Source organism: Bradyrhizobium sp. CCBAU 65884, from assembly GCF_028128835.1.
In the GTDB taxonomy this organism is placed as follows: domain Bacteria; phylum Pseudomonadota; class Alphaproteobacteria; order Rhizobiales; family Xanthobacteraceae; genus Bradyrhizobium; species Bradyrhizobium ottawaense.
Map to the genome: position 1 here is coordinate 13,438 of NZ_LBJU01000134.1, position 23,535 is coordinate 36,972.

Annotated in this window: 26 protein-coding genes and 1 pseudogene; 6 read left to right on the forward strand and 21 right to left on the reverse strand. The window is 64.2% G+C overall.

Going from position 1 to position 23,535, the window contains the following annotated elements:
- Positions 1–52 precede the first annotated feature (52 nt).
- A complete protein-coding gene (locus XI03_RS38100) occupies positions 53–961 on the reverse strand; it encodes an amino acid ABC transporter substrate-binding protein (RefSeq protein ID WP_212477021.1) in 909 nt (302 codons plus the stop codon).
- Between the two features lie 159 nt (positions 962–1,120).
- Entirely contained in the window at positions 1,121–1,540 is a 420-nt protein-coding gene (locus tag XI03_RS38105) for a nuclear transport factor 2 family protein (protein ID WP_028145214.1), read from the reverse strand.
- 143 nt (positions 1,541–1,683) lie between these two features.
- On the opposite strand from XI03_RS38105, the gene XI03_RS38110 reads away from it, so the two are divergent.
- Both XI03_RS38110 and XI03_RS38115 read left to right on the forward strand, forming a co-directional pair.
- On the forward strand, positions 1,684–2,925 hold the full coding sequence (locus XI03_RS38110; protein ID WP_271595007.1) for an amidohydrolase family protein: 1,242 nt from the start codon (positions 1,684–1,686) through the stop codon (positions 2,923–2,925).
- Between the two features lie 205 nt (positions 2,926–3,130).
- A complete protein-coding gene (locus tag XI03_RS38115; protein WP_271595008.1) occupies positions 3,131–3,478 on the forward strand; it encodes a hypothetical protein in 348 nt (115 codons plus the stop codon).
- Here the strand turns inward: XI03_RS38115 and XI03_RS38120 are convergent.
- The 7 genes and pseudogenes from XI03_RS38120 to XI03_RS38150 all read right to left on the reverse strand — a co-directional run bounded on the left by XI03_RS38120 (position 3,468) and on the right by XI03_RS38150 (position 9,655).
- Positions 3,468–4,381, reverse strand: a pseudogene (locus XI03_RS38120) (DUF1932 domain-containing protein). The gene XI03_RS38115 and the pseudogene XI03_RS38120 overlap by 11 nt on opposite strands.
- Entirely contained in the window at positions 4,381–5,250 is an 870-nt protein-coding gene (locus XI03_RS38125) for a hypothetical protein (protein WP_271595009.1), read from the reverse strand. The pseudogene XI03_RS38120 and the gene XI03_RS38125 overlap by 1 nt, the downstream one beginning before the upstream one ends.
- A gap of 20 nt (positions 5,251–5,270) precedes the next feature.
- Positions 5,271–5,954, reverse strand: a complete 684-nt coding sequence (locus XI03_RS38130) for a 4-carboxy-4-hydroxy-2-oxoadipate aldolase/oxaloacetate decarboxylase (RefSeq protein WP_271595010.1) — start codon at positions 5,952–5,954, stop codon at positions 5,271–5,273.
- On the reverse strand, positions 5,951–6,664 hold the full coding sequence (locus tag XI03_RS38135) for a PIG-L deacetylase family protein (protein ID WP_271595011.1): 714 nt from the start codon (positions 6,662–6,664) through the stop codon (positions 5,951–5,953). The genes XI03_RS38130 and XI03_RS38135 overlap by 4 nt, the downstream gene beginning before the upstream one ends.
- A 67-nt stretch (positions 6,665–6,731) precedes the next feature.
- Complete coding sequence (gene dctA / locus XI03_RS38140) at positions 6,732–8,033, reverse strand: C4-dicarboxylate transporter DctA (protein WP_271595012.1); 1,302 nt, start codon at positions 8,031–8,033, stop codon at positions 6,732–6,734.
- On the reverse strand, positions 8,030–8,914 hold the full coding sequence (locus XI03_RS38145; RefSeq protein WP_028145221.1) for an amidohydrolase family protein: 885 nt from the start codon (positions 8,912–8,914) through the stop codon (positions 8,030–8,032). Before XI03_RS38145 ends, dctA begins: the two co-directional genes overlap by 4 nt.
- Positions 8,915–8,944: 30 nt before the next feature.
- Positions 8,945–9,655 (reverse strand): TetR/AcrR family transcriptional regulator, encoded by a 711-nt coding sequence (locus XI03_RS38150; protein ID WP_097668147.1) that lies wholly within the window; start codon positions 9,653–9,655, stop codon positions 8,945–8,947.
- Positions 9,656–9,767: 112 nt separating this feature from the next.
- Here XI03_RS38150 and XI03_RS38155 point away from each other — a divergent pair, with 112 nt between their 5' ends.
- Positions 9,768–10,748: a tripartite tricarboxylate transporter substrate binding protein gene (locus XI03_RS38155; protein WP_271595013.1), complete on the forward strand. Its 981-nt coding sequence runs from the start codon at positions 9,768–9,770 to the stop codon at positions 10,746–10,748.
- Between the two features lie 78 nt (positions 10,749–10,826).
- On the opposite strand, the gene XI03_RS38160 is transcribed toward XI03_RS38155, so the two are convergent.
- Positions 10,827–11,966 carry a mechanosensitive ion channel family protein gene (locus tag XI03_RS38160; protein WP_271595014.1) on the reverse strand — a complete coding sequence of 380 codons (1,140 nt, stop codon included), beginning with the start codon at positions 11,964–11,966 and terminating at the stop codon, positions 10,827–10,829.
- Between the two features lie 128 nt (positions 11,967–12,094).
- Between XI03_RS38160 and XI03_RS38165 the strand changes: the two genes are divergently transcribed.
- Complete coding sequence (locus XI03_RS38165) at positions 12,095–13,345, forward strand: DUF763 domain-containing protein (protein WP_271595015.1); 1,251 nt, start codon at positions 12,095–12,097, stop codon at positions 13,343–13,345.
- Between the two features lie 38 nt (positions 13,346–13,383).
- Here XI03_RS38165 and XI03_RS38170 read toward each other — a convergent pair whose 3' ends face one another.
- The 6 genes from XI03_RS38170 to XI03_RS38195 form a co-directional block, all read right to left on the reverse strand.
- Entirely contained in the window at positions 13,384–13,626 is a 243-nt protein-coding gene (locus tag XI03_RS38170) for a hypothetical protein (protein ID WP_028145226.1), read from the reverse strand.
- Between the two features lie 82 nt (positions 13,627–13,708).
- Complete coding sequence (locus XI03_RS38175; protein WP_028145227.1) at positions 13,709–13,909, reverse strand: hypothetical protein; 201 nt, start codon at positions 13,907–13,909, stop codon at positions 13,709–13,711.
- A gap of 13 nt (positions 13,910–13,922) precedes the next feature.
- Positions 13,923–14,108 (reverse strand): hypothetical protein, encoded by a 186-nt coding sequence (locus XI03_RS38180; RefSeq protein WP_028145228.1) that lies wholly within the window; start codon positions 14,106–14,108, stop codon positions 13,923–13,925.
- A 141-nt stretch (positions 14,109–14,249) separates the two neighbouring features.
- The gene (locus tag XI03_RS38185) at positions 14,250–15,518 is read right to left on the reverse strand and encodes a cytochrome P450 (protein WP_271595016.1); all 1,269 of its coding nucleotides are present in this window, start codon (positions 15,516–15,518) and stop codon (positions 14,250–14,252) included.
- A 90-nt stretch (positions 15,519–15,608) separates the two neighbouring features.
- Positions 15,609–15,935 carry a hypothetical protein gene (locus tag XI03_RS38190; RefSeq protein WP_028145230.1) on the reverse strand — a complete coding sequence of 109 codons (327 nt, stop codon included), beginning with the start codon at positions 15,933–15,935 and terminating at the stop codon, positions 15,609–15,611.
- Between the two features lie 105 nt (positions 15,936–16,040).
- The gene (locus XI03_RS38195) at positions 16,041–16,814 is read right to left on the reverse strand and encodes a ferredoxin--NADP reductase (RefSeq protein WP_271595017.1); all 774 of its coding nucleotides are present in this window, start codon (positions 16,812–16,814) and stop codon (positions 16,041–16,043) included.
- Between the two features lie 157 nt (positions 16,815–16,971).
- Between XI03_RS38195 and XI03_RS38200 the strand changes: the two genes are divergently transcribed.
- Both XI03_RS38200 and XI03_RS38205 read left to right on the forward strand, forming a co-directional pair.
- On the forward strand, positions 16,972–18,168 hold the full coding sequence (locus tag XI03_RS38200; RefSeq protein ID WP_038946333.1) for an amidohydrolase family protein: 1,197 nt from the start codon (positions 16,972–16,974) through the stop codon (positions 18,166–18,168).
- A 119-nt stretch (positions 18,169–18,287) separates the two neighbouring features.
- Positions 18,288–18,977: a hypothetical protein gene (locus tag XI03_RS38205; RefSeq protein WP_271595018.1), complete on the forward strand. Its 690-nt coding sequence runs from the start codon at positions 18,288–18,290 to the stop codon at positions 18,975–18,977.
- 10 nt (positions 18,978–18,987) lie between these two features.
- On the opposite strand, the gene XI03_RS38210 is transcribed toward XI03_RS38205, so the two are convergent.
- From XI03_RS38210 to XI03_RS38230, 5 genes are all read right to left on the reverse strand, one after another.
- Positions 18,988–19,374, reverse strand: coding sequence for a hypothetical protein (locus tag XI03_RS38210; protein WP_333936893.1), 387 nt, complete (start codon positions 19,372–19,374; stop codon positions 18,988–18,990).
- 161 nt (positions 19,375–19,535) lie between these two features.
- Positions 19,536–19,991: a MarR family winged helix-turn-helix transcriptional regulator gene (locus XI03_RS38215; protein ID WP_028145235.1), complete on the reverse strand. Its 456-nt coding sequence runs from the start codon at positions 19,989–19,991 to the stop codon at positions 19,536–19,538.
- Positions 19,992–20,016: 25 nt separating this feature from the next.
- Positions 20,017–20,721 (reverse strand): ABC transporter ATP-binding protein, encoded by a 705-nt coding sequence (locus XI03_RS38220; RefSeq protein WP_271595019.1) that lies wholly within the window; start codon positions 20,719–20,721, stop codon positions 20,017–20,019.
- Entirely contained in the window at positions 20,718–21,509 is a 792-nt protein-coding gene (locus tag XI03_RS38225) for an ABC transporter ATP-binding protein (protein WP_028145237.1), read from the reverse strand. Before XI03_RS38225 ends, XI03_RS38220 begins: the two co-directional genes overlap by 4 nt.
- Positions 21,506–23,395: an ABC transporter permease gene (locus XI03_RS38230; protein ID WP_271595020.1), complete on the reverse strand. Its 1,890-nt coding sequence runs from the start codon at positions 23,393–23,395 to the stop codon at positions 21,506–21,508. The genes XI03_RS38225 and XI03_RS38230 overlap by 4 nt, the downstream gene beginning before the upstream one ends.
- Between the last annotated feature and the right edge of the window lie 140 nt (positions 23,396–23,535).

The following is a 23,535-nucleotide window of genomic DNA, read 5'->3' on the forward strand; positions in this document are numbered from 1 at the left end:
GTGTTCGCCGAGAGCGCGCGGGTCGTTTCCCGCGCGCCTCGGCGCCCTCGCCTCAGTTCGCCAGATACACGTCCGGATCTGCGCTCCAGCTCGGCTTCTTGAAGGCGTTGCGCAGGGCGGGCGACATCGGGACGTTGTAGTTGAGGCCGTTCGGCGGCGTCGGGGACTGCAGCCATTTCTTGTAGAGCACCTCGATCTCCGGGCTTGCATAGAGCTCCGCAGTCGCGCGGTCGGCGAGCGCCTTGAACGGCGCATCCTCCCGCCGCAGCATGATGCCGTAGGGCTCGGGCTTCGAGAACGCCTCCTCGCTGATCATGAAGGCTTGCGGCTCCTTCGAGCGCGCAATCGCGACCGCGAGCTGCACGTCGTCGAGTGCGTAGGCCTGGGCGCGGTCGGTTTCCAAGAGCAGGAAGGCCTCGGCCTGATCCTTCGCCGGCATCAGACTGATGCCGAGATTGCGTTCCGTATTGACCTTGGCGAGCTGCGTCAGGTTGACTGAGCCGGCCACGGCCGTGACCGCCTTGCCCTTGAGATCGTCGATGGTGTTGATCTTTGCGGCCTTCTTGGCTGCAAAGCGCGTCGCGCTGAGGAAGTGGGTGTTGGTGAAGGCGACCTGCTTCTGGCGGTCGGCGTTGTTGGTGGTCGCCGAGCAGTGCAGATCGAGCGTGCCGTTGACCATCAAGGGGATCCGGTTCGACGAGGTCACGGCGAGCGTGTCGACGACGATGTCGGGCATGCCCAGCTGTTTCTTCACGGCATCGACGATCCCAAGGCAGATGTCCATGGCGAAGCCGACCGGCTTCTGGTTGCCATCAAGATAGCTGAACGGAACCGAGGCCTCCTGATAGCCCAGGGTGATCTTTTTGGTCTCCTTGACCTTCTGGAGCGTGCCCGACAAATCTTCGGCTGAAGCTGCGCCTGCAAGACATGTCAGGGCCAGGATAACGGTGGGTAGACGCATCGGCTGCTCCTAAAGGGGCTCGCGCCTCCATGCCGGGCGCAATCGCGGGATTTGATAGCGCAGGCGCACGCCAGCCGCCAGATGGGCTCGCGCCTATCAGCTATCGCAGCTTTCGATATGACGAGCGGCCGTTCGGCTCCGCCTGTGGCGAGACGGACCTTACGCGTCGATGCCGCGCTGGACCAGGATGCGCTCGGCGCTATCGTTCCAGACATCCATCCTGGTGATCTTGCCATTGCGCACCACGAAGCGGTCGACGTAACGGTTGCCCTCGAACGGGGTCCCATCCTTCCATTCGCCGTAGAGCGTACCGACGCTGTAAACCACGGTCTCGCCGTCGCCGGGGCAGACGTCGAACCGGTCCATCTTCTTCTTGACCCAGCGATAGCGCTTGGCGTTGAAGCCGGTCGGGCCGCGCGGATGATCGAACTCGCGCCCGCCGGTGAAGGTGATCACGGTGCCCGGCGCCATATAGGTCGCCGCAGCGTCGGGATCGGGGATCATCGAAGCCGTGAGATAGGCCTCCACGATCGCGGCATCGGACAAATCAGCAGTTTCGGCTCTGGCGGCAACGGACATGGCAGGCTCTCCCGGGTTCGCGGAATATTACCGCCACTGTCGCGCAATCCATGCATATATTTTGAACATTTGCCTCGCTACACTGCCGACAATCTGGAGCCGCCGATCCCGGCTGATTGCTCTAAATTCCGTCCGCAAGAGCCATGATCACCCAGCCCGCCTTCGACCTGATCTTCCGTAACGCACTGCTCCGATCTTCCGCCGCGCCCGTCGACATCGGCGTGAAAGGCGGCCGGATCGCCGCGATCGAGCCAAAGCTCGCCTGCGAAGCGGTCGAGGTCGATATCGGGGGGCACCTCACCCTGCCCGGCTTCGTCGACACCCACATCCATCTCGACAAGGCCTGCCTGCTCGACCGCTGCGGCCACGATCACGGCAGTCTCAGTGACGCCATCCGAGCCGTATCGGCGATGAAACGCGACTTCACCGTCGAGGACGTCTACGCCCGCGGCGCCAAGGTGCTCGAACGCGCGATCGTGCACGGCACGACGCGCATGCGCACGCATGTGGAAATCGATCCGCGGATCGGCCTGCGCAGCTTCGAGGCGGTGAAGGCGCTGAAGCGCGACTATGCGTGGGCCCTCGACCTGTCGCTCTGCGTGTTCCCGCAGGAGGGGCTAACCAACGATCCCGGAGCCGAGGAGCTGCTGGTCCAGGCGCTACGCGACGGCGGCGAGACGATCGGCGGCTGTCCCTATACCGACACCGATCCGACCGCGCATCTTGCGCGCATCTTCGACCTCGCCCAGGAATTCGACGTCGACGTCGACCTCCATCTGGATTTCGATCTCGATCCCTCCTGGTGGCATCTCGACGAGGTCTGCCGCCAGACCGAGCGGCGCAACTATCATGGACGGGTCGCGATCGGCCATGCGACAAAGCTCTCGGCATTGCCACCCGAACGGATGAAGGCTGCCACCGCACAACTGGCAAGAGCCGGCGTCGCCGTCACCGTGCTGCCCGCGACCGATCTCTATCTCATGGGGCGCGAAGCCACCCACAACGCTCCGCGCGGGCTGACCCTCGCCCACAAGCTCGCGGGCGACGGCGTGGTTTGCTCGGTCGCGACCAACAACGTCCTCAATCCCTTCACCCCGTTTGGCGACGCCTCATTGCTGCGGATGGCGAACTTCTACGCCAATGTCGCACACGCTTCGGTCGGGGATTTCGACACCTGCCTCGATCTCGTGACCGAGCTGCCGGCGCGGCTGATGAACCTCGACGATTACGGCATCAAGGTCGGCAATCCCGCCGATCTCATCGTGCTTGATACGCAGGACAGCCACTTCGCCATCGCCGAGCTGCCCGACGTCATGATGGGCTTCAAGGAGGGCCGACAGACGTTTGCACGGCAGCGGCCCACTCTGTTCCGGCCTGGGGCCTGAACGCGTTTCCGGTCGAATCTCCAACGGTAAAATCGTCGGGAACACGGCTTATCGTCGGACCGTTTCGTATCGATTCACGGCCGATCCGTCCCCAGATCCGAGCCCGGTAGAATCCCGGACCGTAGCTGTGCGCATTGCACAACGGGTCGTCCGGATCATACTAAGGGGACGCACTGAACGACCTGTTCAGTGGGGAAGTATGTATATGTTCAGCGCATTCAGTAGCATCGATTATCGCTCCATTCGGGCCAACTCGCCGGCTGAAACCGCCGTCAAGCGACTGAATGGTATCGGCGAAGTCCTATCTGGCCTCGATATCTCGGCGATCCACACGCAGGACGACATGACCCGCGCGCTCTGGACGCTGGATACCGCCGACAAGTGCATCCGCATGATTCTCACCGAGTTCCGCACCGCGCCCGCCAAGGAGCAAGTCGTCCGCGAGGCCAAGCGCCTGGTCGACCTGATCGAGCTCGCCCGCGACGAAATCTCGAACTATCGCGACAGCGACAGGGTTTTGAACTCAACCCACGCGTTCGGCGTCAGCGTTTGATCTTGCTCAGGATTCGATCTGCCTCGGTACGCCAATCAGCGCTGCGCGCGAACTCCGCCGTGCCCCTGACGCCGAACAGACCTTCATCAGCAAGGTCAGCCACCAGGCCTGACGCTCTGCCGTGCCCTGCGCGGACCATGGTGTCAGTCCCGCCTCACGCACGGTCTCGGCGACCTCACGCACCTCCTCGGCGCGCCGGCGACCGTGCTCGATCACGCGCTGGAAGAAATAGGCGCCCTGCTTCTCCCAGTTGATCCCGGGGAACGTCTCCGCGAGCGAGGCCAACACCGCATCCTCGACCCCATAGGCACGCGCGGTCGTAAAGCTCTCGATGACCATCGCCTCCAGGCCCTTGATCATGATGCTGCGGCACATCTTCACCGCGGAGGACACCCCGAGCTTGTCGCTCGCGACCTTGGCGGCAAAGCCGATCGCGTTCAGAAGCGGCTCGATCTCTCTCGCGCCGGGGCCGCCGAGCAGCAGCGGCACCTTGATGCGATACGGCGGCACCGAGGTCATCACCGCACCCTCGACATAGCGGCCGCCTCCGCCGTCGATCAGCGCAGCAGCGCGCTGCTTGGCGCCGGGTGAGGCCGAATTGAAATCGAGGAACCAGGTGCCCTGGTTGATCGCAGCGGCGCAGGCCTCTGCGACAGGCACCGCCTGGCTCGCGGTGACGGCGGAGATGACGAAGTCCGACTTCGCCGTCAGCTCAGCATGAGATGCTGCCAGCGTCACACCGTGTTTCGCCGCATGCTCCTTCAGCGGCGCGCGGTGCTCGCTCCCGAGCTTGATGTCATAAGCCGAGACCTTGATGTCCTGCTGGCGCAAATCCTCGGCCAAGATTTTGCCGACTTCGCCGTAGCCGACCAGCCCGATCTGCCATCGTTTCGGATCCACCATCAGTTCAGCCCTCGTGTCGTCTCGTCGAACAGCTCCTCGACAGCATAGCGGCGCGGGATCAGCTCCTGCTGGAATGCGTAGTCGACGATCAGCTCCAGCGGCTTCCGGTTGGCCTCGATCCCGAACGGGACAAGGTCAGGCGTTGCCACTGCTCCCGCCTGCTCCTTGTTCCGCTTGAGCAGATCATAAACGCCCACAACGACGTCGGGCCGCGATTTCGCAAGTTGCTCGGTCACGACCACGAGGTGATTGACCGGGACGACGCCGCGCCTCGCGTACCATTTGGCGGCCTCCGCGGCTGGATCGGAGAAGAGCGGCTTCAGCTTGGGATTGTCAGAGGTCTCGCCGAGGACGGCGTCGAGCTCACCGTCGAGCAGCATCTGCAGGATCTTCTTGTCCTTCGGGGCGCGCTCGGTGGTGTCGACATATTCGGCCACGTGCGGATCCTCGAAGGTGATCCAGCGGATCGTGTCGAGATTGACGCCATAGTCGTTGGCGAGGATGCCCCTGATCCAGGCGCCGGTCGTGGTCGTGAACGAGCGGATGCCGACGCGCTTGCCTTCGAGATCGGACGGCCCGAGCATTCCCCGTGCGGGATTGTACAGCGCATAGGAATGCTGGAAGCGCCCGAGCATGGTCGCCGGCAGCAGCACCAGCGGCTTGCCGTGCGCCTTCGCCATCAGATAGGTGACGATCGCCATCTCGCAGACCTCGAAGGCCTGCTCCCGCACCATCGGCTTGAACGCGGTGTTGGTCGGCGTGTACGCGATGAAGTCGAGATCGAAAAGATCGGAGCGGAGTTCGCCGCTCTTCACGGCCTGAACATGGGGGTGGCCGCCGAGCACGGCCTTCAGCTTGAGACGATCCATCCACCCGCTCCGCTAAATCTTCAGACGTCCTTGGGATTATCGACATAGACAAGTCCGGCCTTCGCCAGCGCTTCGCGCATGCCGTACATGTCGAGGCCCAGTTCGCCCGAGGCAAGGCGCGCGCGCTTGCCGCCCTCGTCCGCGTTGCGCTTCCTCGCCTTCTCGGCGACCTCGGCGGCATAGCGCTTCGGGACTACCACGACGCCATCGTCATCGGCGACGACGATATCGCCGGGGTCGACATTGACGCCGGCGCAAACGACGGGGACGTTGACCGAGCCGAGCGTCGCCTTGACTGTGCCCTTGGCCGACACCGCACGCGACCACACCGGAAACTCCATCTCGTGCAGCGCTTTGACGTCGCGGCAACCGGCATCGATGATCAACCCCTGCACGCCACGTGCCTGCAGCGAGGTCGCCAGCAATTCGCCGAACATGCCGTCGGTATTGTCGGTGGTGCAGCCGACGACGAGGATGTCGCCCTTTTTGCACTGCTCGACCGCGACATGGATCATCCAATTGTCGCCGGGCTGCGCCAGCACCGTGACGGCGGGCCCCGCAATCGACGCACCAGACCAGACCGGACGCAGATAGGGCTTCATCAGGCCGATGCGGCCGTAAGCCTCGTGCACGGTCGAAACACCGTACTCGGCCATGTCGGCGGGATCGGCGCGCTCAATGTTGCGAACGACGACCGGCTTCATGCCAGCTCCTCCGCAACCGTCGGGAACAGGCGCTGATAGGCCTCGCCATAAGTCATGGGCACGCCGGTGTTGCGGCTGCCCTGAATACCACGGTTGAGCGCGACCCGCTCGTAATAGCCCCAGAGGTGTTTTTGCGCAGCGAGAATCTGGAACGCCTCGTACTTCTCCTTCCAGACCTCGTCGATCTTGAGGAGCAGATCCGGCTTGTAATTGCACTGCTCTGGCTGATGCGGCTCGAACAGGAACACCGGCGGCGCCGAATATTTGTACTGCGCGCCGGGCTTGTGACCCATCGCCTGCGCGACCACGCGGGTCTCCTGCGCGAAATGCGCCGCGCTGGGATGGTCGAAATTATAGGGGTCTTCCAGCGCGTGGGTCAGCACGAAACTGGGATTAAGCTCGCGATAGATGTCGACCATGCGGTCGAAATGCGCCTCGGTGAGCTTGAGAGGATAATCGCCGCAATCGAAGAACTCGATCTCCGCGCCGAGCAGTTTTGCCGCGCGCTCCGCTTCGTCCTTGCGGCCGGCCTTGACCGATTCCAGCGTCGCGCCCTTCTCCTTCCAGGCGAACTGGCTCTCGCCGCGCTCGCCAAAGGACATGCAGACGATCTTCATGCGATAGCCCTTCTTCGTATGCAGCGCGATCGCGCCGCCGGCGCGCCAGACGAAATCGCCGGGATGGGCGGTGATGACCAGACCTGTCTTCATGGGAGAAACTCCCCTCTCTTGTTCGTAACCATCATAGGCCGCCTGCATCACGCCGGAAGCCACTTCATCAGATTGCAGCGGCCACTTGTTCCTCGCCGTCGAGCACGCGCCTCAGGCGCTCGCCGTCGAGCGCGCCTTCCCATTTGGCAATCGCGATGGTCGCGACCGCGTTTCCGATCAGGTTGGTCGGCGTCAAGCCCTGCGACATCAGGCGATGGATGCCGAGCACCAGCGCAACGCTCGTCACCGGGATGGTGCCGGTCGCCGACAGCGTCGCCGCCAGCACGACGAAGGCGGCGCCGGCAATCCCCGCCGCCCCCTTGGAGGTCACCAGCAGGATCAGCAAGAGCTCGATCTGATCGGCCAGCCCGAACGGCGTGTTGGTTGCCTGCGCCAGGAACACCGAGGCCGCGGCAAGGTAGAGGCAGGTGCCGTCGAGATTGAAGGAATAGCCCGTCGGGATGACGAGCCCGACCACGCTCTTCTCGCAGCCCGCTTTCTCCAGCTTGGTCAGCATCCGCGGCAGCACCGTCTCCGACGATGTCGTGGCTATGCAGATCAACAGCTCTTCCCAGATGTAGCGGATCAGCTTGAGCAATGAGAAGCCGCAGAGCCGCGCCACCGGGCCGAGCGCCACGACGATGAAGACCACACAGGTGAGATAGAAGCCTCCGAGCAGCTTGCCGAGCGAGGCCAGCGATCCCACGCCGAACTTGCCGACCGTAAAGGCGATGGCACCGAAGGCACCGATCGGCGCCGCCCACATCACGAAACCGACGACGGCGAACACCATTTTCGCAGCGATGTCGATCAGATGGACCAGCGGCGCGGCCCGTTCGCCGAGCTGCACCAGCGCAAAGCCGCAAAGGACCGAGATGAACAGCACCTGGAGGATGTTGCCTTCGGCAAAGGCGCCGATGAACGTCGCGGGCACGATGTTCATCAGGAACGGCACGAAGCCAATGACGCTGGTCTGCTTGACATAAGGCTCGATCGCGCTGGCATTGATGCTGGCGGGATCGATGTTCATGCCGACGCCGGGCTTGAGCAGGTTGATCGCGATGAGACCGATGATCAGCGCGATCGTGGTCATGATCTCGAAATAGACGATCGCCTTCACGGCGACGCGCCCGACCCGCGCCATGTCGGCCATATGGGCGATGCCGTGCACGACGGTGCAGAAGATGATCGGCGCGATCAGCATCCGGATCGCCTTGATGAAGGCATCCCCCAGCGGCTGCATCTTGGCGCCCGCCTCGGGACTGGCGATCCCAAGCGCGATGCCGGCGGCCATGGCGATGAGCACCTGGATCCAGAGCTCCCTCCACCAGGGCCGCCCGCGCGGCTTGTCGATTGCAAGCACGGTCATCGGTCGAACTCGAACAGGCGCGCCGGATTGTCGACAAGGATCTTCTGCTGGAACTCGGGTTCGGGCGCGAACAGCGGAATCAGGTCGACGAGGTCGCCGTCATTCGGCATCACCTTGACGTTGGGATGCGGCCAGTCGGTGCCCCAGATGACGCGATCCGGCGCGGTCTCGACGATCTTTCGCGCGAACGGCACCGCATCGGTAAAGGGCGGACCGCTGGAGGACACCCGCTCCGAGCCGCAGATCTTGACCCAGCATTTCTCGTCGCGCTGCATCAGCTCGATCAGGATCCTGAACGGAAGCTGATCGAGCCCCTGCGCCGCCTTCACACGGCCCATATGGTCGATGGTGTAGCTGAGCGGCAGCCTGGTCAGCATGTCGGCATATTCAGGCAAATCGATCGCATCGAAATGCAGGTCGATGTGCCAGCCAAGCGGCGTGACCATCGCGATGATACGGTCGAACACGCGCTTGTCGGGCACGCCGCCGAGATGGCGGACGAAATTGAAGCGGCAGCCGCGGAAGCCACCTTCGTGCAGCACACGGAGCTCGCGCTCGGTGATGCTGTCGTCGATATTGGCGACCGCACGGTAGGCGCCGTTGCTCTCAGCGATCGCATCAAGCGCCACACTGTTGTCGGTGCCGTGCACGCTGGCATTGACGATGACCGCACGCTCCACGCCGAGCTTGGCATGCAACGCCCTGAAATCCTCCAGCGGCGCGTCCGGCGGCGTGTAGGACCGGTCAGGCGCATAAGGGTATTTCGCACCGGGACCGAAGATGTGGCAATGCGCGTCGCATGACAGCTTCGGCAGCTTGAACTTGGGCGTGCGCGTGTTCGGATCGGGCGGCGGAATGGTGGGCGTGTACATCATCGTCATCACTTCAACCGTCGGGCGAGACGGCTTCTTTCAAGTCCTGCTGCCGACGACCGGCCGCCGCCGCGACGGCGCGACATGATCGAGCGGCGGCGCCTGGAAGGAGGCAACCGTGGCCTGCACCAGCTGCTCGATAGCGCTGGCGGCATCGCCGCCATCGGCTTCGCCGCGCGACAGGCGCGAGACGCGATCGGGCGTCACCAGCGAGTAATAAAGTGCGCCTAGCAGGAAGTGACTGCGCCAGACGATGTCGGTGCGCGGAATGTGCGGCAGGCTCTCGTGGATCGCATCGATGAAGGCGTGGCTGGTGTCGTCAAATGTCTGCGCGATGATTTTTCGCGCGACCTCGTTGCCTTCGGCCGACATCACGGCGCGCAGCCGCGTGAAGCGCGCACCGCCGCCGGCAAGATCGCTGCCTGAGGTGAAAGCCGGCACGACATAGGCGCGCACCACCGCCTCCAGCCGGTCCTGGAGATCACGCACGCGCCTCGCGGCGGCGAGCAGTTCCGAACGGCGCAAATTCATCGGCCCGCAATGGCGCCGGTAGATCTCCAGCAGCAGGCCGTCCTTGGTCTTGAAATGATAGGTGACGCTGCCTGGATTGGCTCCGGCAGCCTGCGCGATGTCGCGCACCGAGACGGCATTGAAGCCGTTGGTGGCGAACAGCTCCTCGGCCGCGGCGAGGATCGCCTCGCGCATGTTCGGCTTGCGGGCCGTTTCCTTGCTGGTGGGCTTGCGTACCATGTGATTTGTACTATCGTACAAAAGATCAGGTCTCGTCAACAAAAACCATGGCGGCATCCAGACGACTCGAAGACCGATGCAAGGATGCGCGCCCGCAAGGAGTGCTGGGAAAATGCTGGGTTTGAACAAGACAATCGGCGGATTGATGCTGGGCGCCGGTTTGCTGCTGGCGGGCAGCGCCGCGCAGGCCGCCGACAATTATCCGAGCAAGCCGGTTCACATCCTCGTTCCCTACGCGGCCGGCGGCGCGGTCGATGTGCTCGCGCGCACGCTGGGCCAGGCGCTGGCCAAGTCTTGGGGGCAGCAGCCGGTGGTCGACAATCGTCCAGGCGCCGGCGGGATCGTCGCCTCGCAGGCGCTGACACAGGCCGCGCCCGACGGCTACACGCTGATCCTGGTCGCGAGCGGCCATCCGCTCAACCAGTTCATCTATCCGAGCGTGCCCTACGACACGTTTAGGGATTTTACCGCAATCACCGAAGTCGCCTCCTCACCGCTCGCGATCGTCGTGGCCAAGGACAGCCCCTACAAGACGCTCGGAGATCTCCTCGCTGGGGCGAAGAAGGAGCCGGACAAGCTCTCCTACGGCATGTCCGGCAATGGCACCTCGGCGCATCTGGCCGGCGAACTGTTGAAACACATGTCCGGCAGCAAAATCGTCGCGATCCCCTACAAGGGCGGCGCGCCGGCGCTGACCGCCGTGATCGCAGGCGAAATCCCGCTCAGCATCAATCCGCTTGCGGAAGCGATCGGTCAGCTCGAAAGCGGTCCGGTGCGCGCACTCGCGGTGACCTCGGCCGAACGCTCCAAGGCGCTACCTTACGTCCCGACCGTCGCAGAATCCGGCGTCGCCGGTTACGACGTTTCGGTGTGGTGGGGCGTGCTTGGTCCGGCAAAAATGCCGCCGGAGATCGTGGCGAAGCTCGAGACCGATCTCAAGGCGGCGCTGCAGGATCCGAACGTGCTGTCGACGCTGGGCAAGATCGGCGCCGCTCCGGTCGGCTCCTCTGCCAAGGAGTTTGACGCCTACATGCACGCCGAGGCAACCAAATGGGAGCCGGTGCTGAAGGCGGCCAACATCCGCGCACAGTGAGCAGCAGCAGGCGGCCTTGCGCGGCGCGGTCAGGACTTCGCGCGCGTAGCAAGCCTGGGCTCAGCAACCAGGGCCTGTTCAGTTGTGGGCCCTCGCCCGCATCTTCTCCGGCGTAACGGGCCGTAGGAAATCGGCATCATCGTCGGTCGACGGGATCAGGATCGCGCGCTCGCGCGGCAGCGCCTCCGGCATCTCGTCGCGGATGAAGGCCACGAGCTTTTCCCTGATCTCGCAGCGCAGGTCCCACGACTGCGGCGCGTTTCTCGCGCTGACGAGCGCGCGGAGCTCGATGGTCCGCGAGTCCGCGTCGATCACCTGGAGATTGACCACGGCACCATCCCAGAGCTTGGACTGTTTCACGGCGTCCTCCAGCCAACGCCGGATGCGCGGGACGTCGGCACGATAGTCGACGTGGAGCGCGATCACGCCGATCAGGGATGCGGTGTCGCGGGTCCAGTTCTGGAACGGCTTCTCGATGAAATAGGACAACGGCACCACCATGCGGCGCCAGTCCCACAGCCGGATCACGACATAGGTCGAGGCGATATCCTCCACCCAGCCCCATTCGTTCTCGATGATCACGGCATCCTCGATGCGGATCGGCTGCGTGATCGCGATCTGCAGGCCTGCGATCAGGTTGCTGAGCAGCGGCCGGGCGGCAAGGCCGACGATGATGCCGGCCGCGCCGGCGGAGGCGAACAGGCTGACGCCATATTGCCTCACCGAATCGAACGTCATCAGCGCGGTGGACACCGTGATGACGACGATGATGGTGTCGGTGACGCGCTTGAACACGCGAACTTGCGTCACGTGCTTGCGCGCGACGAAATTCTCGCTGACGTCGCGGAAATTCTGCAGATAGCGCGCCGCGCTCATGTCCACGATCCGGATCGAGATCCAGCCGATCAGGGCAATGACGGCCACGACGAACAGGCGCACCAGCGGCGTGCGGATCATGTCGTCGAGCGGGGCAAGCGGCAGGACCAATGCGACGGCCGCCAGGCAAAGCGCCAGCTGGGCCGGGCCTGCGGTGCGGTCGATGAATATGCTCAGGAGCGGAAGGCGGGTTCCGAAGGCGCGCGCCAGCAGCCATACGGCGACCCGGTAGACGAACAGCGCCAGCAAGATCGCGCCGACAACCAGGCCGAGGCCGACAAACCACGACGGTATCCAGCCGAACATCCTATCGATGTCAGCCATCAGGGCCTGCAAATTCATCGATTGTCCCCGTCATTGCATTCGCATAGCCCGCTCAACGCCTCCCGGCCGGCTTCGCTCCCCTCTCTCGTGCAACGCAGCATTCCGCAGATGCAACCGTCGCCGAACTGCGCTAATTTGTGAGCACCATGACCAGACGTACCGGCAGCGCCGATCTTCCCTTGCACACCGGACGGGTTCCGCCGTGGCTCGCGAGCCGCATGGCTTCGCTCGGATCGATCGTCACGCAGGCGATCGTGCATCATTACGGCCGCGATGCATTTCTCCAGCGGCTGTCCCATCCATTCTGGTTCCAGTCGTTCGGCGCCGTGATGGGAATGGACTGGCACTCCTCCGGCATCACGACATCCGTGATCGGCGCACTGAAGCGCGGACTCGGGCCGCTCCAGGACGAGCTTGGCATCTATGTCTGCGGCGGCCGCGGCCAGCATTCGCGCAAGACGCCGGACGAGTTGATGCAGCTCGGCGACCGCGTTGGATTCGACGGCGCAAAGCTCACCCGCGCCAGCCGCCTGGTGGCGAAGGTCGACAGCGCGGCCGTGCAGGACGGCTTCGACCTCTATCTCCACGGCTTCTTCGTGACCGCCGACGGCAAATGGACGGTGGTGCAGCAGGGCATGAACGGCGACAAGCGGCAGGCCCGCCGCTATCACTGGCATTCCGAGGCGCTGAAGAGCTTTGTCGATACGCCGCACAGCGCGATCGACGGCCCGCAGCAAGGCGAGATCGTCAATCTCACCGACCACCGCGCCGATATCTCGCGGAGCGCGCAGCTCGAGCTCCTCAGCGATCTCGGCCCCGATCGAATCCTCACTGAATTCGAGCGGCTCACCGGGCCTGCGCCCGAGCCTGCGCAGGCCATGCTGCCGCATCTGATCATGCCCGCGCATCACGATGTCCGGCCGAAGGATGTGTTCGCGCGGCGCCTGCACGGCACCCTCGCCGCAGCCGCCGAACGCGGCCCGGTCGATTTCCCGGAGTTGCTGCTGACGCCCGGCGTCGGCGCGCGCACCGTGCGCTCGCTGGCGATGGTCGCCGAGGTCGTGCACGGCGCGCCCTATCGCTTCAGGGATCCCGCGCGCTTCTCGCTCGCCCATGGCGGCAAGGACCGGCATCCCTACCCTGTCCCGATCAAGGTCTATGACGAGACCATCCGCGTGCTGAAGGGCGCGATTCAGAACGCCAAGCTCGGGCGTGATGAAGAGATGCAGGCGATGAAGCGGCTAGATGATCAGGCACGGCGGCTGGAACGCACCGCGCACGGCCCGTCGGTCGAGACCTACATCGCCGGCGAGCGCGCGGCGTCACCCGACCTCGACGGCCGCTCCGTCTTCGGCTGGGAGCGCGATCTCGTGCCGACAAAAAAGCGGACCGGCTGAAGACCGGTCCGCAAGTTTCAGCGGGAGGAACGGCTCTCTCAGGTCTCGTCAGTCTCCGGCGTCTCGTCGAGCCGGTTGGCTGCATGATCCTGATACTGTTCGGTCTGAATGGACTTGCCGTCCATGCCGCGAATGTCCGAATGCTGGGCCTTGTCGCGGTTGGACAGGACCATGTTATCGCCGATCTTGTCCTTGGGCACTTCGGTCAATGCACCGGTGCCGTCGCCCTTGCCATGCATGCCGGATCTGAAGTGCGTCTTGCTGCCGTGCCCACTTGGCATCAGTCTCTCCTCTTGCAGTGATCGCCCGTTGAAAGCTCGGTACTCCCGTTGCACCGGCGTCGGTCGCGGCGGCCGCTGTGGTCTATCTGCCGCCGCCCTTGCCGGCCGCATCGTGGCGGTGATGGGAATCCTGCTCGCCTCCACCACCGGAGACGCGGCTGTGGCTTCGCTGTTCATCGTCCGCAGGCGGCTTCTTCACCTCCAGCGGCGCCTTCGCGTTCTCATGCGATGCCCCGGGGCCGCCCTGACGAATGCTGCTGGGTGTCTTGGTGGATGTCGACATGAATGTCGCCTCCTCAACGGTCTTGCTGGTGTCCCTGATTGGTCGTGTTCTGCTTGATGTTGCCTTGTTGGCCCTGTTGGTCCGGATTTTCCGCGCGCTGCTGGCCGCGCGGAGTCTGATCGGCCGACGTTTGCTTAGTGTCGCCAGTTCCCTTCCGGCTCTGATTGTCCGGCGGAACATTCGGCATTTTGCTGGTCATGATCCAACCTCTCTGAGAGATGGGAATCCCTGGACACGCAACTGTTCCTTCGCATGCCCTCAGGTCCCGGTGGACAACAGCAAGCGCCGCAGGCTGTTCCGAGCAGATCATGGTCAGCGACGATTTGCCGAAGAGAGAGCCTCACTCCGCCCGAACGGGAGAACGATCAGCCATCGCCTGCGCCGCAGCGGTAAATGTTCCGTGGACCGCGGCCGTGACAGGAAGCTTCGCAATCATGCGAATCCCCGGCCGCTTGCGCCAATGGATCTGCGAGGGATCGACGGCCAGACCAAGTTTCGGCCAGCGCACGAACAGCGCTTCCAGCGCGCAGGCCGCCTCGATGCGCGCCAGCTGATGGCCGAGGCAGAAATGGATTCCTGTCCCGAACGAGAGGTGACGGTTCGGCTTGCGCTCGAGATCGAGGCTTTCGGGACGATCATGCATCGCCGGATCCATGTTTGCGGCGGCGAGCATCACCATGACACGGTCGCCCTTCTTCAAACGCACGCCTTCGACCTCGACGTCCCGCCGCACATAGCGCGGTTTTGAAAATTGCACCGGAGAGACGAAACGCAAGAACTCTTCCACCGCAAGCCCGACGCGGCTCCAATCCTGCTCCAGCCAGTCTCGGAGGCCAGGACTTCTGAGCAGCTCGTAGGCGGAACCGCTGATGAGATGCGTGGTCGTCTCGGAGCCGGCTGCAAGCAGCAGAAACACCATCGAGACCATTTCATCCGGCGTGATCTGAGCACCCTCGCGCTCGACCTGGACCAGTTCGGCGATCAGGCCTTCACCGCCCTGCACGCGCGCGGCCTGCAATTGCTGCTCGAGGTAGGCCCGCATCTTGCGAAAGGCCCACAGCAATCGAAAGAAGCTGACGACATTCGTCAGCGAGGACATCGCGTTGCCCCAGGCGATGAATTTGGGCCGGTCGGCCAGAGGCAATCCCAGAAGCTCGGAGATCACTGCGAGCGGCAGGATGCGCGCGTAGCGCTGGACCAGATCTGCTGGCCGTCCCTCCGCGAACAGCTCGTCGGCCAAGCCGTCGGCAATGGCACGGATGCGCGGCTCCATCGCGACGATGGCACGACGGCGAAAGGCCTCGTCCACGATGCTGCGGAGCCTCGTGTGATCCGGCTCGTCCATCGTCAGCATGTTGTTGGCGATGGTCCTGACGAAGCTCGGCATCCACCAGCGCAGACTCGCGACGTCGCCATCCTCCTTGCGCAGCGTGAAGGTGGCGCCGTCTTTCAGCACCTGTGCCGTCGCGTCATGGGTCGTGGTGATCCAGACATCGCCGACCAGGGGAAATCGCGTCGCGACGAGAGGACCGGACATGCGCAACGCCGCGATCGCCTTGGGCGGATCACGAAAGAAGGCCTCGCTTGTGAAATCGAGGCGCGCTGTCATGGGATCACCGGAGTGATTGTTGGCGTCTCACCCAAATGGTATGGGCGGGCCAACGCGCAAGGGTCGGAACTGGCGCGAGGAGACGAAGACCTATCCACGCCCGGGCGAGCGCTGGCCGGTCTTGCGCTGCTGCTGGTTGGTATAGGCGTCCCAATGGCTCCAGCTGCCGTTGCTGAGGCTCTGCATGTCGGTGCCGAGCGGACGGCGCGTGCGCTTGTCGTGATCGGCGATCACGCGCTCGGACTGGGCGATCTTGCGCTTGAGTTCCGCGGTCGCCTTCTGGGTCTGGCCGTTCCGCTTCGAGGAGGCGATCTCACCCATCGTGAAGCGCGCGGTCTCCAGCGCCTTCAACTCGGCGCGGTTCTTCTTCAACTGGACCCGGTGCCAGGCGATGTTGCTGTCGCTGTCCGCAACCATGTGGGAACTCCGCTGATTCGTTCCCACAGTGTATCAAGCGCCGAATCGGCGCCGCAACGGGCCCGACGCGGCGAAAATGCGGTCTTCTCAAGCAAGAATTGCGCGTTAGCGCTCGGCAAAGGCCTTTTCGACCACGAATTGGGCCGGCTCGCCGTGATTGCCCTCGACAAAGCCGCGCTCTCCCAGGAGCACGCGCGTATCAGCGACCAGTGCCGGGCTGCCGCAAATCATGACGCGGTCGTGGGCAGCCTCCAGCACCGGCAGGCCAATATCGGCGAACAGCTTGCCCGTGGTGATGAGGTCGGTGATGCGGCCGCGGTTGCGGAAGGGATCGCGCGTCACGGTCGGATAGTAGATCAGCTGATTCTGAATGTACTCGCCGATCAGTTCGTCCTTCGGCAGCGTCTCGGTGATCATCTCGCCATAGGTGAGTTCCCTGACATGCCGGCAGCCGTGCAACAGCACGACCTTCTCGAACCGCTCGTAGGTCTCGGGGTCCTTGATCACGCTCAGGAACGGCGCAAGGCCCGTGCCGGTGCCGATGAGGTAGAGGTTGCGCCCCTCCTCCAAATTGTCGATCACCAGCGTGCCCGTGGCCTTGCGGCTGACGATGATCTCGTCGCCTTCCTGCAAATGCTGGAGCCGCGAGGTCAGCGGACCGTCCGGCACCTTGATCGAGAAGAACTCGAGCGTGTCCTCGTAATTGGCGCTGGCGACGCTGTAGGCCCGCAGCAGCGGCTTCTCGCCGACCTTGAGCCCGATCATGGTGAATTCGCCGTTGCGGAAGCGGAAGGTCGGGCTGCGGGTGGTCTTGAAGGAGAACAGCGTGTCGGTCCAGTGGTGGACGCTCAAAACGCTTTCCTGATTGAAATTGCTCATCTCACCTTCCCTGTCGCGTCCAATGCGGTTCCGAGGCGGGCAGCTATGCGTCGTTTGTACACGATCATTCGTATACTAATGAATAATCCTGCTTGATCCCGCGGTCAAGGCTGCCCAAGATCGAAAGCGTTGCAGTTAGGAATAAGGAGCCCCTTCCATGGCGCATGACGCACCCCAGGCCGCCGGACCCTCGAAGCTCGTGATCCGGAACATCGGCCTGATCCTGTCCGGCGCCCTGGAAAAGCCGATCCTGGATGGCGACACGATCGTCGCCGAGAACGGCAAGATCACCGCGATCGGCCGCTTCAAGGACGTCGACATCGAAGGCGCGACCACCATTGTCGACGCCCAGGGCACCACGGTGGCGCCGGGCCTGATCGACAGCCACGTCCACCCCGTTGCGGGCGACTGGACGCCGCGACAGAACCAGATCAACTGGATCGACAGCTATCTGCATGGCGGCGTCACCACCATGATCTCGGCCGGCGAGGTTCACATGCCGGGCCGCCCCCGCGACGTCGTCGGCCTGAAGGCGATGGCCATCTTCGCCCAGCGCGCGTTCTGGACCTTGCGTCCGGGCGGCGTGAAGGTTCACGCCGGCGCGCCGGTGATCGAATGCGAGATGGTCGAGGAGGACTTCAAGGAGCTGGCCGCCGCCGGCGTCAAGCTGCTCGGCGAGGTCGGCCTCGGCGGCGTCAAGGACGGTCCCACCGCACGCAAGATGGTCGGCTGGGCACGCAAATACGGCATCCAGAGCACCATCCACACCGGCGGCCCCTCGATCCCCGGCTCCGGCCTGATCGACAAGGACGTCGTGCTGGAGGCCGACACCGACGTGGTCGGCCACATCAATGGCGGCCACACCGCCCTTCCCGACGACCAGATCCGCTGCATCTGCGAGGGCTGCAAGCGCGGTCTCGAGCTGGTGCATAACGGCAATGAGCGCTCCGCTCTGTTCACGCTGCGCACCGCGCGCGAGATGGGTGATCTGCACCGGGTCATCCTCGGCACCGACGCGCCCGCCGGCTCCGGCGTGCAGCCGCTCGGCATTTTGCGCATGGTCTCGATGCTGTCCTCGCTCGGCGAGCTGCCGGCCGAGATCGCCTTTTGTCTCGCCACCGGCAACACCGCCCGGATGCGCGAACTCGATTGCGGCCTCATTGAAGTGGGACGTTCCGCCGACTTCGTCATCATGGACAAGGCCCAGCACTCGCCCGGCAAGAACATCCTGGAGAGCGTCCAGCTCGGCGATCTCCCGGGCATCGGCATGACCATCATCGACGGCATCGTGCGGACGCAACGCAGCCGCAACACCCCGCCGGCGGGCAAGGTGCCGGAGGTGGTGGCGAAGTGACGCAGCCAGGAGCGGCACCCCGCTCCGCACCTCCCTCGATGGCGTTGAACAAGTCTGCGACCTGCTGCGTCTAACGCAGGCAGCCCTCGGTGGCGGCATTTCATTGCTGGACCATCGACATGAAGAACTCATCGCGAATTGCCCTCGGCGTTGCTGGCGCGGTGGCGGGCTATGTCGCGATCTTTGTGCTGTTTTCCTTGTTCGATTTCGGCAACCGCGCGGACCCGATCACCTCGGGTCTGTTGGGACTGTTCGTCTACTCCCCCATGGGCGCGATCGCCGGCGCGGTGTTTGCCAACTGGCTGGCGACGCGTTCAGGCGAGGACGCAGGCAATGGCAGCGTCGGGCGCAACAGCCTGAAGTCTCTCGGCGTCGTCGTCCTGCTCTGCGTCGCCGGGATCGGCATCTACATCGCCTACGCCTATGCGACGGCGACGCCCTGGCTCAACCGGAACGGCGGCAATCCCCTGCTCGTATTCGAGGTGCGTTTTCCGGCCGGGGTCACGGTGCCGACATCAGCCCAGGGCATCACCATCGAATTGCAGACCGACCTCAACACGATGCCGGGCGAAGTGACCCCGGCCGCCTTCTATCGTGACGGCGACCAGCCCGTCATCGCAGGCGACGTCGAGCTCGCGTTTCGAACCTCGCACCGGCAGCTCGCCGTCAATATCGAGGGCCAGCCGAGCCGAATCTACCCGATCGACTTGACGGCCCGGGCGCCGCATACGCCGGAGTTCGGGACCTGGCGGCGGCTCGCCGACGGCAGCGAAATCCGCTACCGCGCGAAATGGCCGGGCAAGACATAAGCGTTCGAGATCAGCGCTTGTTCGCGATCTCACAACGCACATAGGTCTGGCGCTTGGCCTGCCCGACCGGTCCGTTGTCCATCACCAGCTTGCCGTCGGTTGCGATGGAGACCCGGGGATTGGAGCGAAACTTCTCGCCTTCGCCTTCGCAGGCGAGCTTCATCTTCCAGCCGAGCTTTCCGTCGGCGGTGATCTCGCCGGCGCGGCAGCGCGTCTCGTACCAGTAGAGGCGGTTGCCGCCTTCGATGCTCATGCGGTTGGGGCTGTCGTCGTCGCGGCAGTCCTTTTTGGTAGACGCCCAGAAGCCTTCGTAGGGCTGCGCGGCAAAGGCAGGCGCACTGCCCGCCAGCGCCGCACCGAGAGTGAGGAGCATTACAAATTTCGTGGCGACTCTCATGAATAAAGACCTCGACAGACCCTTCATCGGGATTAGTCGCCAGTCCTCGCACCTTGTTCAACTGCCGTAGGGTGGGCAAAGCGAAGCGTGCCCACCATTGAGAAGTCGTGGGCACGGCGCTTCGCGCCTTTGCCCACCCTACGAGACCGTCTTCCGCACCCTCACCGCAGCTTGTTCAACAACGCCATCAGCATCTCGCGCTCCCTGGGCTCGAGCGGCGCCAGCGTCTCGCGGGTGATGGCCAGCGCGTTCGGCGCGACCTTCTCCGAAAGCTGCTGACCGGCGCGCGTCAGGCTGACAAGGAGCCGCCGACCGTCCTCGGGATCCTGGCTGGTCTCGGTCAACCCGCGCGCCGTGAGCCGATCGATCACGCCCTTGATGGTCGCGACGTCCATCGCCGTCAGCCGGCCGAGCTGGTTTTGCGAGCACGGCCCGGTCTCGGCGAGTTTCGACAATGCCGCCCACTGCGTCGGCGTCAGATTGGTGCCGATATCGCGGGAGAAGATCGAGCTGTGGCGCTGCCAGACCTGGCGCAGGATGAAACCGACCTGCTCGTCGAGCACGTAAGGCGGTTTTCCCGGTTTGACGCTCTTCTTGGCCGTGACGCTTCTCGCCATCCGCTCGCTGCCCCTCCCTTTGCGTTCACAACGACAGATGCGCGTCGCGGATATCCGGACGCGCATCGAGCTCGGCCATGGTGCCGCCGAAGCAGATGCGGCCGCGCTCGATGATGTAGGCGCGATCCGAAATCAGCCGCGCGAAATGCAGATTCTGCTCGGAGACGACGATGCTGACGCCCTCCTTCTTCATGGTCAGGATGGCGTCGACCATCTGCTCCACGATCTTCGGCGACAGACCTTCCGAGGGCTCGTCCAGCAGCACCAGCGACGGATTGCCCATCAGCGTCCGCGCAATCGTCAGCATCTGCTGCTCGCCGCCGCTCATGCGCCCGCCGGGACGGTTCTTCATCTCGCCGAGATTTGGAAACAGCGCGAACAGCTTTTCGCGTGTCCAATGCGGCGCGTTCGGACGCTTGGGCTGCCTGCCCACTTCGAGATTCTCCTCGACGGTCAGGTCGGTGAATATCCGGCGCTCCTCCGGCACATAGCCGAGCCCCTCGCGCACGATCTCGTGGGTCGGCTTGGCCGAGACGTCCTTGCCCTCGAACATGATGCGGCCGGTTCGTTGCGCGACCAGGCCGACGATCGAGCGAAACGTCGTCGACTTGCCGGCACCGTTGCGCCCGAGCACAGCAACCACCTCGCCCTCGCCGACCTCGAAGCCGATGTCGAACAGGATATGCGCCGGGCCATAATGGCTGTTGAGGCCCTCGACGGTGAGCTTCATATTGATGCTCCGTCGCGATGGCGGGCATCGTAGACCAGGCCCTCGCCGAGATAGACCGCCTGCACCTGCGGATTGCCGCGCACCTCGGCCGGCGTGCCCTCGGCGATCAGCGTCCCTCGATTCAGCACGATGATGCGGTCGGCATGCTCGAACACCACGTCCATGTCGTGCTCGGTGAAGAGCACGCCGATCGATTTCTCCCGCGCGATGCTCGCGGTCAGCCGCATCAGGTCGACGCGTTCGCGCGGCGCCATGCCGGCGGTCGGCTCGTCCATCAACAGCAGCTTGGGCTGGTTGGCGAGCGCCACCGCAAGCTCGAGCCGCTTGAGGTCGCCATAGGCAAGCTCACCACAGGGGCGATCGGCATAGCCGCCCATGCCGACCAGCTCGAGCAGACGGCCGGCCTCGCCGCGGTCGAACTTCGGCGCCGAGCCGAACAGATTGAACAGCTGCCTCCCGTGCGAGATCAGCGCGACCTGCACGTTCTCGCGCACGGTCATGGTGGCAAAGGTCGCGGTAATCTGGAAGGTACGCCCGACACCCATGCGCCAGATCTCGCGCGGCTTCTTCCCGGTGGTCTCTTCGCCGAGCAGACGGACTTGCCCGGTATCAGGCTTGTTCTGGCCGTTGAGCATGTCGAAGCAGGTGCTCTTGCCGGCGCCGTTCGGCCCGATCAGCGCCAAAATCTCGCCGGCGCGCAGCGAGAACGCGACGCCGCGCACGGCATGGATGCCGCCATAGGATTTGGTCAGACCTTCGACCGCAAGAAGTGGGGGTGCAACACTCATTCGGCAGACTCGATCGGCTTGGCGAGCAGAGGTGATCCCGGCGGCGACGCCTTCCTGCGACGCTGCGCCAGCATCTCCAGCATGCCGACAATGCCCTTGGGGAAGACGACGACGATCAGAACGATGAAACCGCCGAGCACGAGTTTCGACAAATCGGTCTGGCTGACCAGCCAGATGTTCAAGGCCTTGTAGACGATGGCGCCGATCACCGCGCCGGACACCGTCTCGACACCGCCGAGCAGCACCATCACCAGCGCATCGACCGAGAGCGAGATGCCGAGATTGTCAGGGAAGACGCTGCCCTTGAGGTAGGCGAACAGCGCGCCGCCGATGCCGGCGGTCGTGCCTGCGATCACGAAGGCGGTCCACTGGATGCGCTTGGCATTGATGCCGATCGCCTCCGTACGCAGGAGCGAGTCGCGCGTGGCGCGGAGCGCGTAGCCGAATGGCGAGAATACCATGGCCCGCAGTGCGATGGTCACCAGCGCCGCAACGCCGAGCGCCAGCCAATAGAAGTGCGACGGGCTAGCCGCCCATTTTTCCGGCCAAACGCCCAAGATGCCGTTGTCACCGCCGGTGACGCTCACCCACTGGAATGCGATCGACCACACGATCTGCGCGAAAGCGAGCGTCAGCATCGCAAAGTAGACGCCGGAGAGCTGCACGGCGAAGAAGCCGAACACGGCCGCGCCCATGCAGCCGAGCAGCGGCCCGAGCAGCAGGCACACGATCATCGGCAACCCCGCCATCTTGGCGAGGAAGGCGACGCCGTAGGCACCGAGCCCGAAATAGGCGGCATGGCCGAAGGACGCGAGCCCGCCGACCGACATCAGGAAGTGGAGGCTGACGGCAAAGATGACGAAGATCGCGATCTCCGAGCCGACGGTCAGCGCATAGTTGCCGGCGAACAGCGGCAGCGTCGCTGCGATCACGAGCGCGGCAAGCGCTGCAAGCCGCTCGTTCGACGTCAGCGGGCGCCAGGGATTGACGGTGAGACCGGGCGTCTTGCGCGCCGACGCCTCCGGTTTGCCGAACAGACCCCAGGGTCGCACGATCAGCACCACCGCCATCACCAGGAAGACCAGGATGATGGAAATCTTGGGGAAGATCAGGATGCCGAAGGCATTGAGCTCGGAGACCAGCACCGCCGCGACGAACGCGCCGACGATGCTGCCGAGGCCGCCGATCACGACCACGACGAAGACTTCGACGATGATGCGCAGATCCATCGCGTGATGCACGGCATCCCGCGGGATCTGAAGCGCGCCGCCCAGCGCGGCGAGGAAGACGCCGACCGCGAACACCGACGTAAACAGCCATTTCTGATTGACGCCGAGCGCTGCGACCATGTCGCGGTCCTGCGTCGCCGCGCGTACCAGGACGCCCCAGCGCGTGCGCTGGAACAGCAGCCAGAGAATGCCGAGCACGACGGGCCCGAGCACGATCAGGAACAGATCGTAGCTCGGGATGTTCTGGCCGAAGAAATCGATGGCCCCCTTGAATCCGGGCGCACGACGGCCGACGAGATCGTCGGGCCCCCAAATCAGGACGACGAGATCCTCGACCATCAAGGTCAGGCCGAAGGTCGCAAGCAGCTGGAACAGCTCGGGGGCGTGATAGATGCGGCGGAGCAGCACCATCTCGACCAGCACACCGATCATCGCCACGGCAATCGCGGCCAGCACGATACTGCTCCAGAAGCCAAATGCGCCCGACAGGCGCTCCGTCAGCGTGAAGGCAATGTAGGCGCCGATCATGTAGAAGGCGCCATGCGCGAAATTCACGATCCGCGTCACGCCGAAGATGATCGACAGGCCCGAGGCCACCAGGAACAGCGACGCCGCGCTGGCGAGACCGGTCAGAAACTGTACGACGTAAAAGGCCATCGGCGGTCCGGGTTCGGGGAAGTCGTAGGGTGGGTTAGCGCAGCGTAACCCACCACCTTTTCTCGTGTGGCACCGAAAGTGGTGGGTTACGCCGAGCAGATACGCTTTGCGCATCTGCAGGGCTAACCCACCCTACGGCA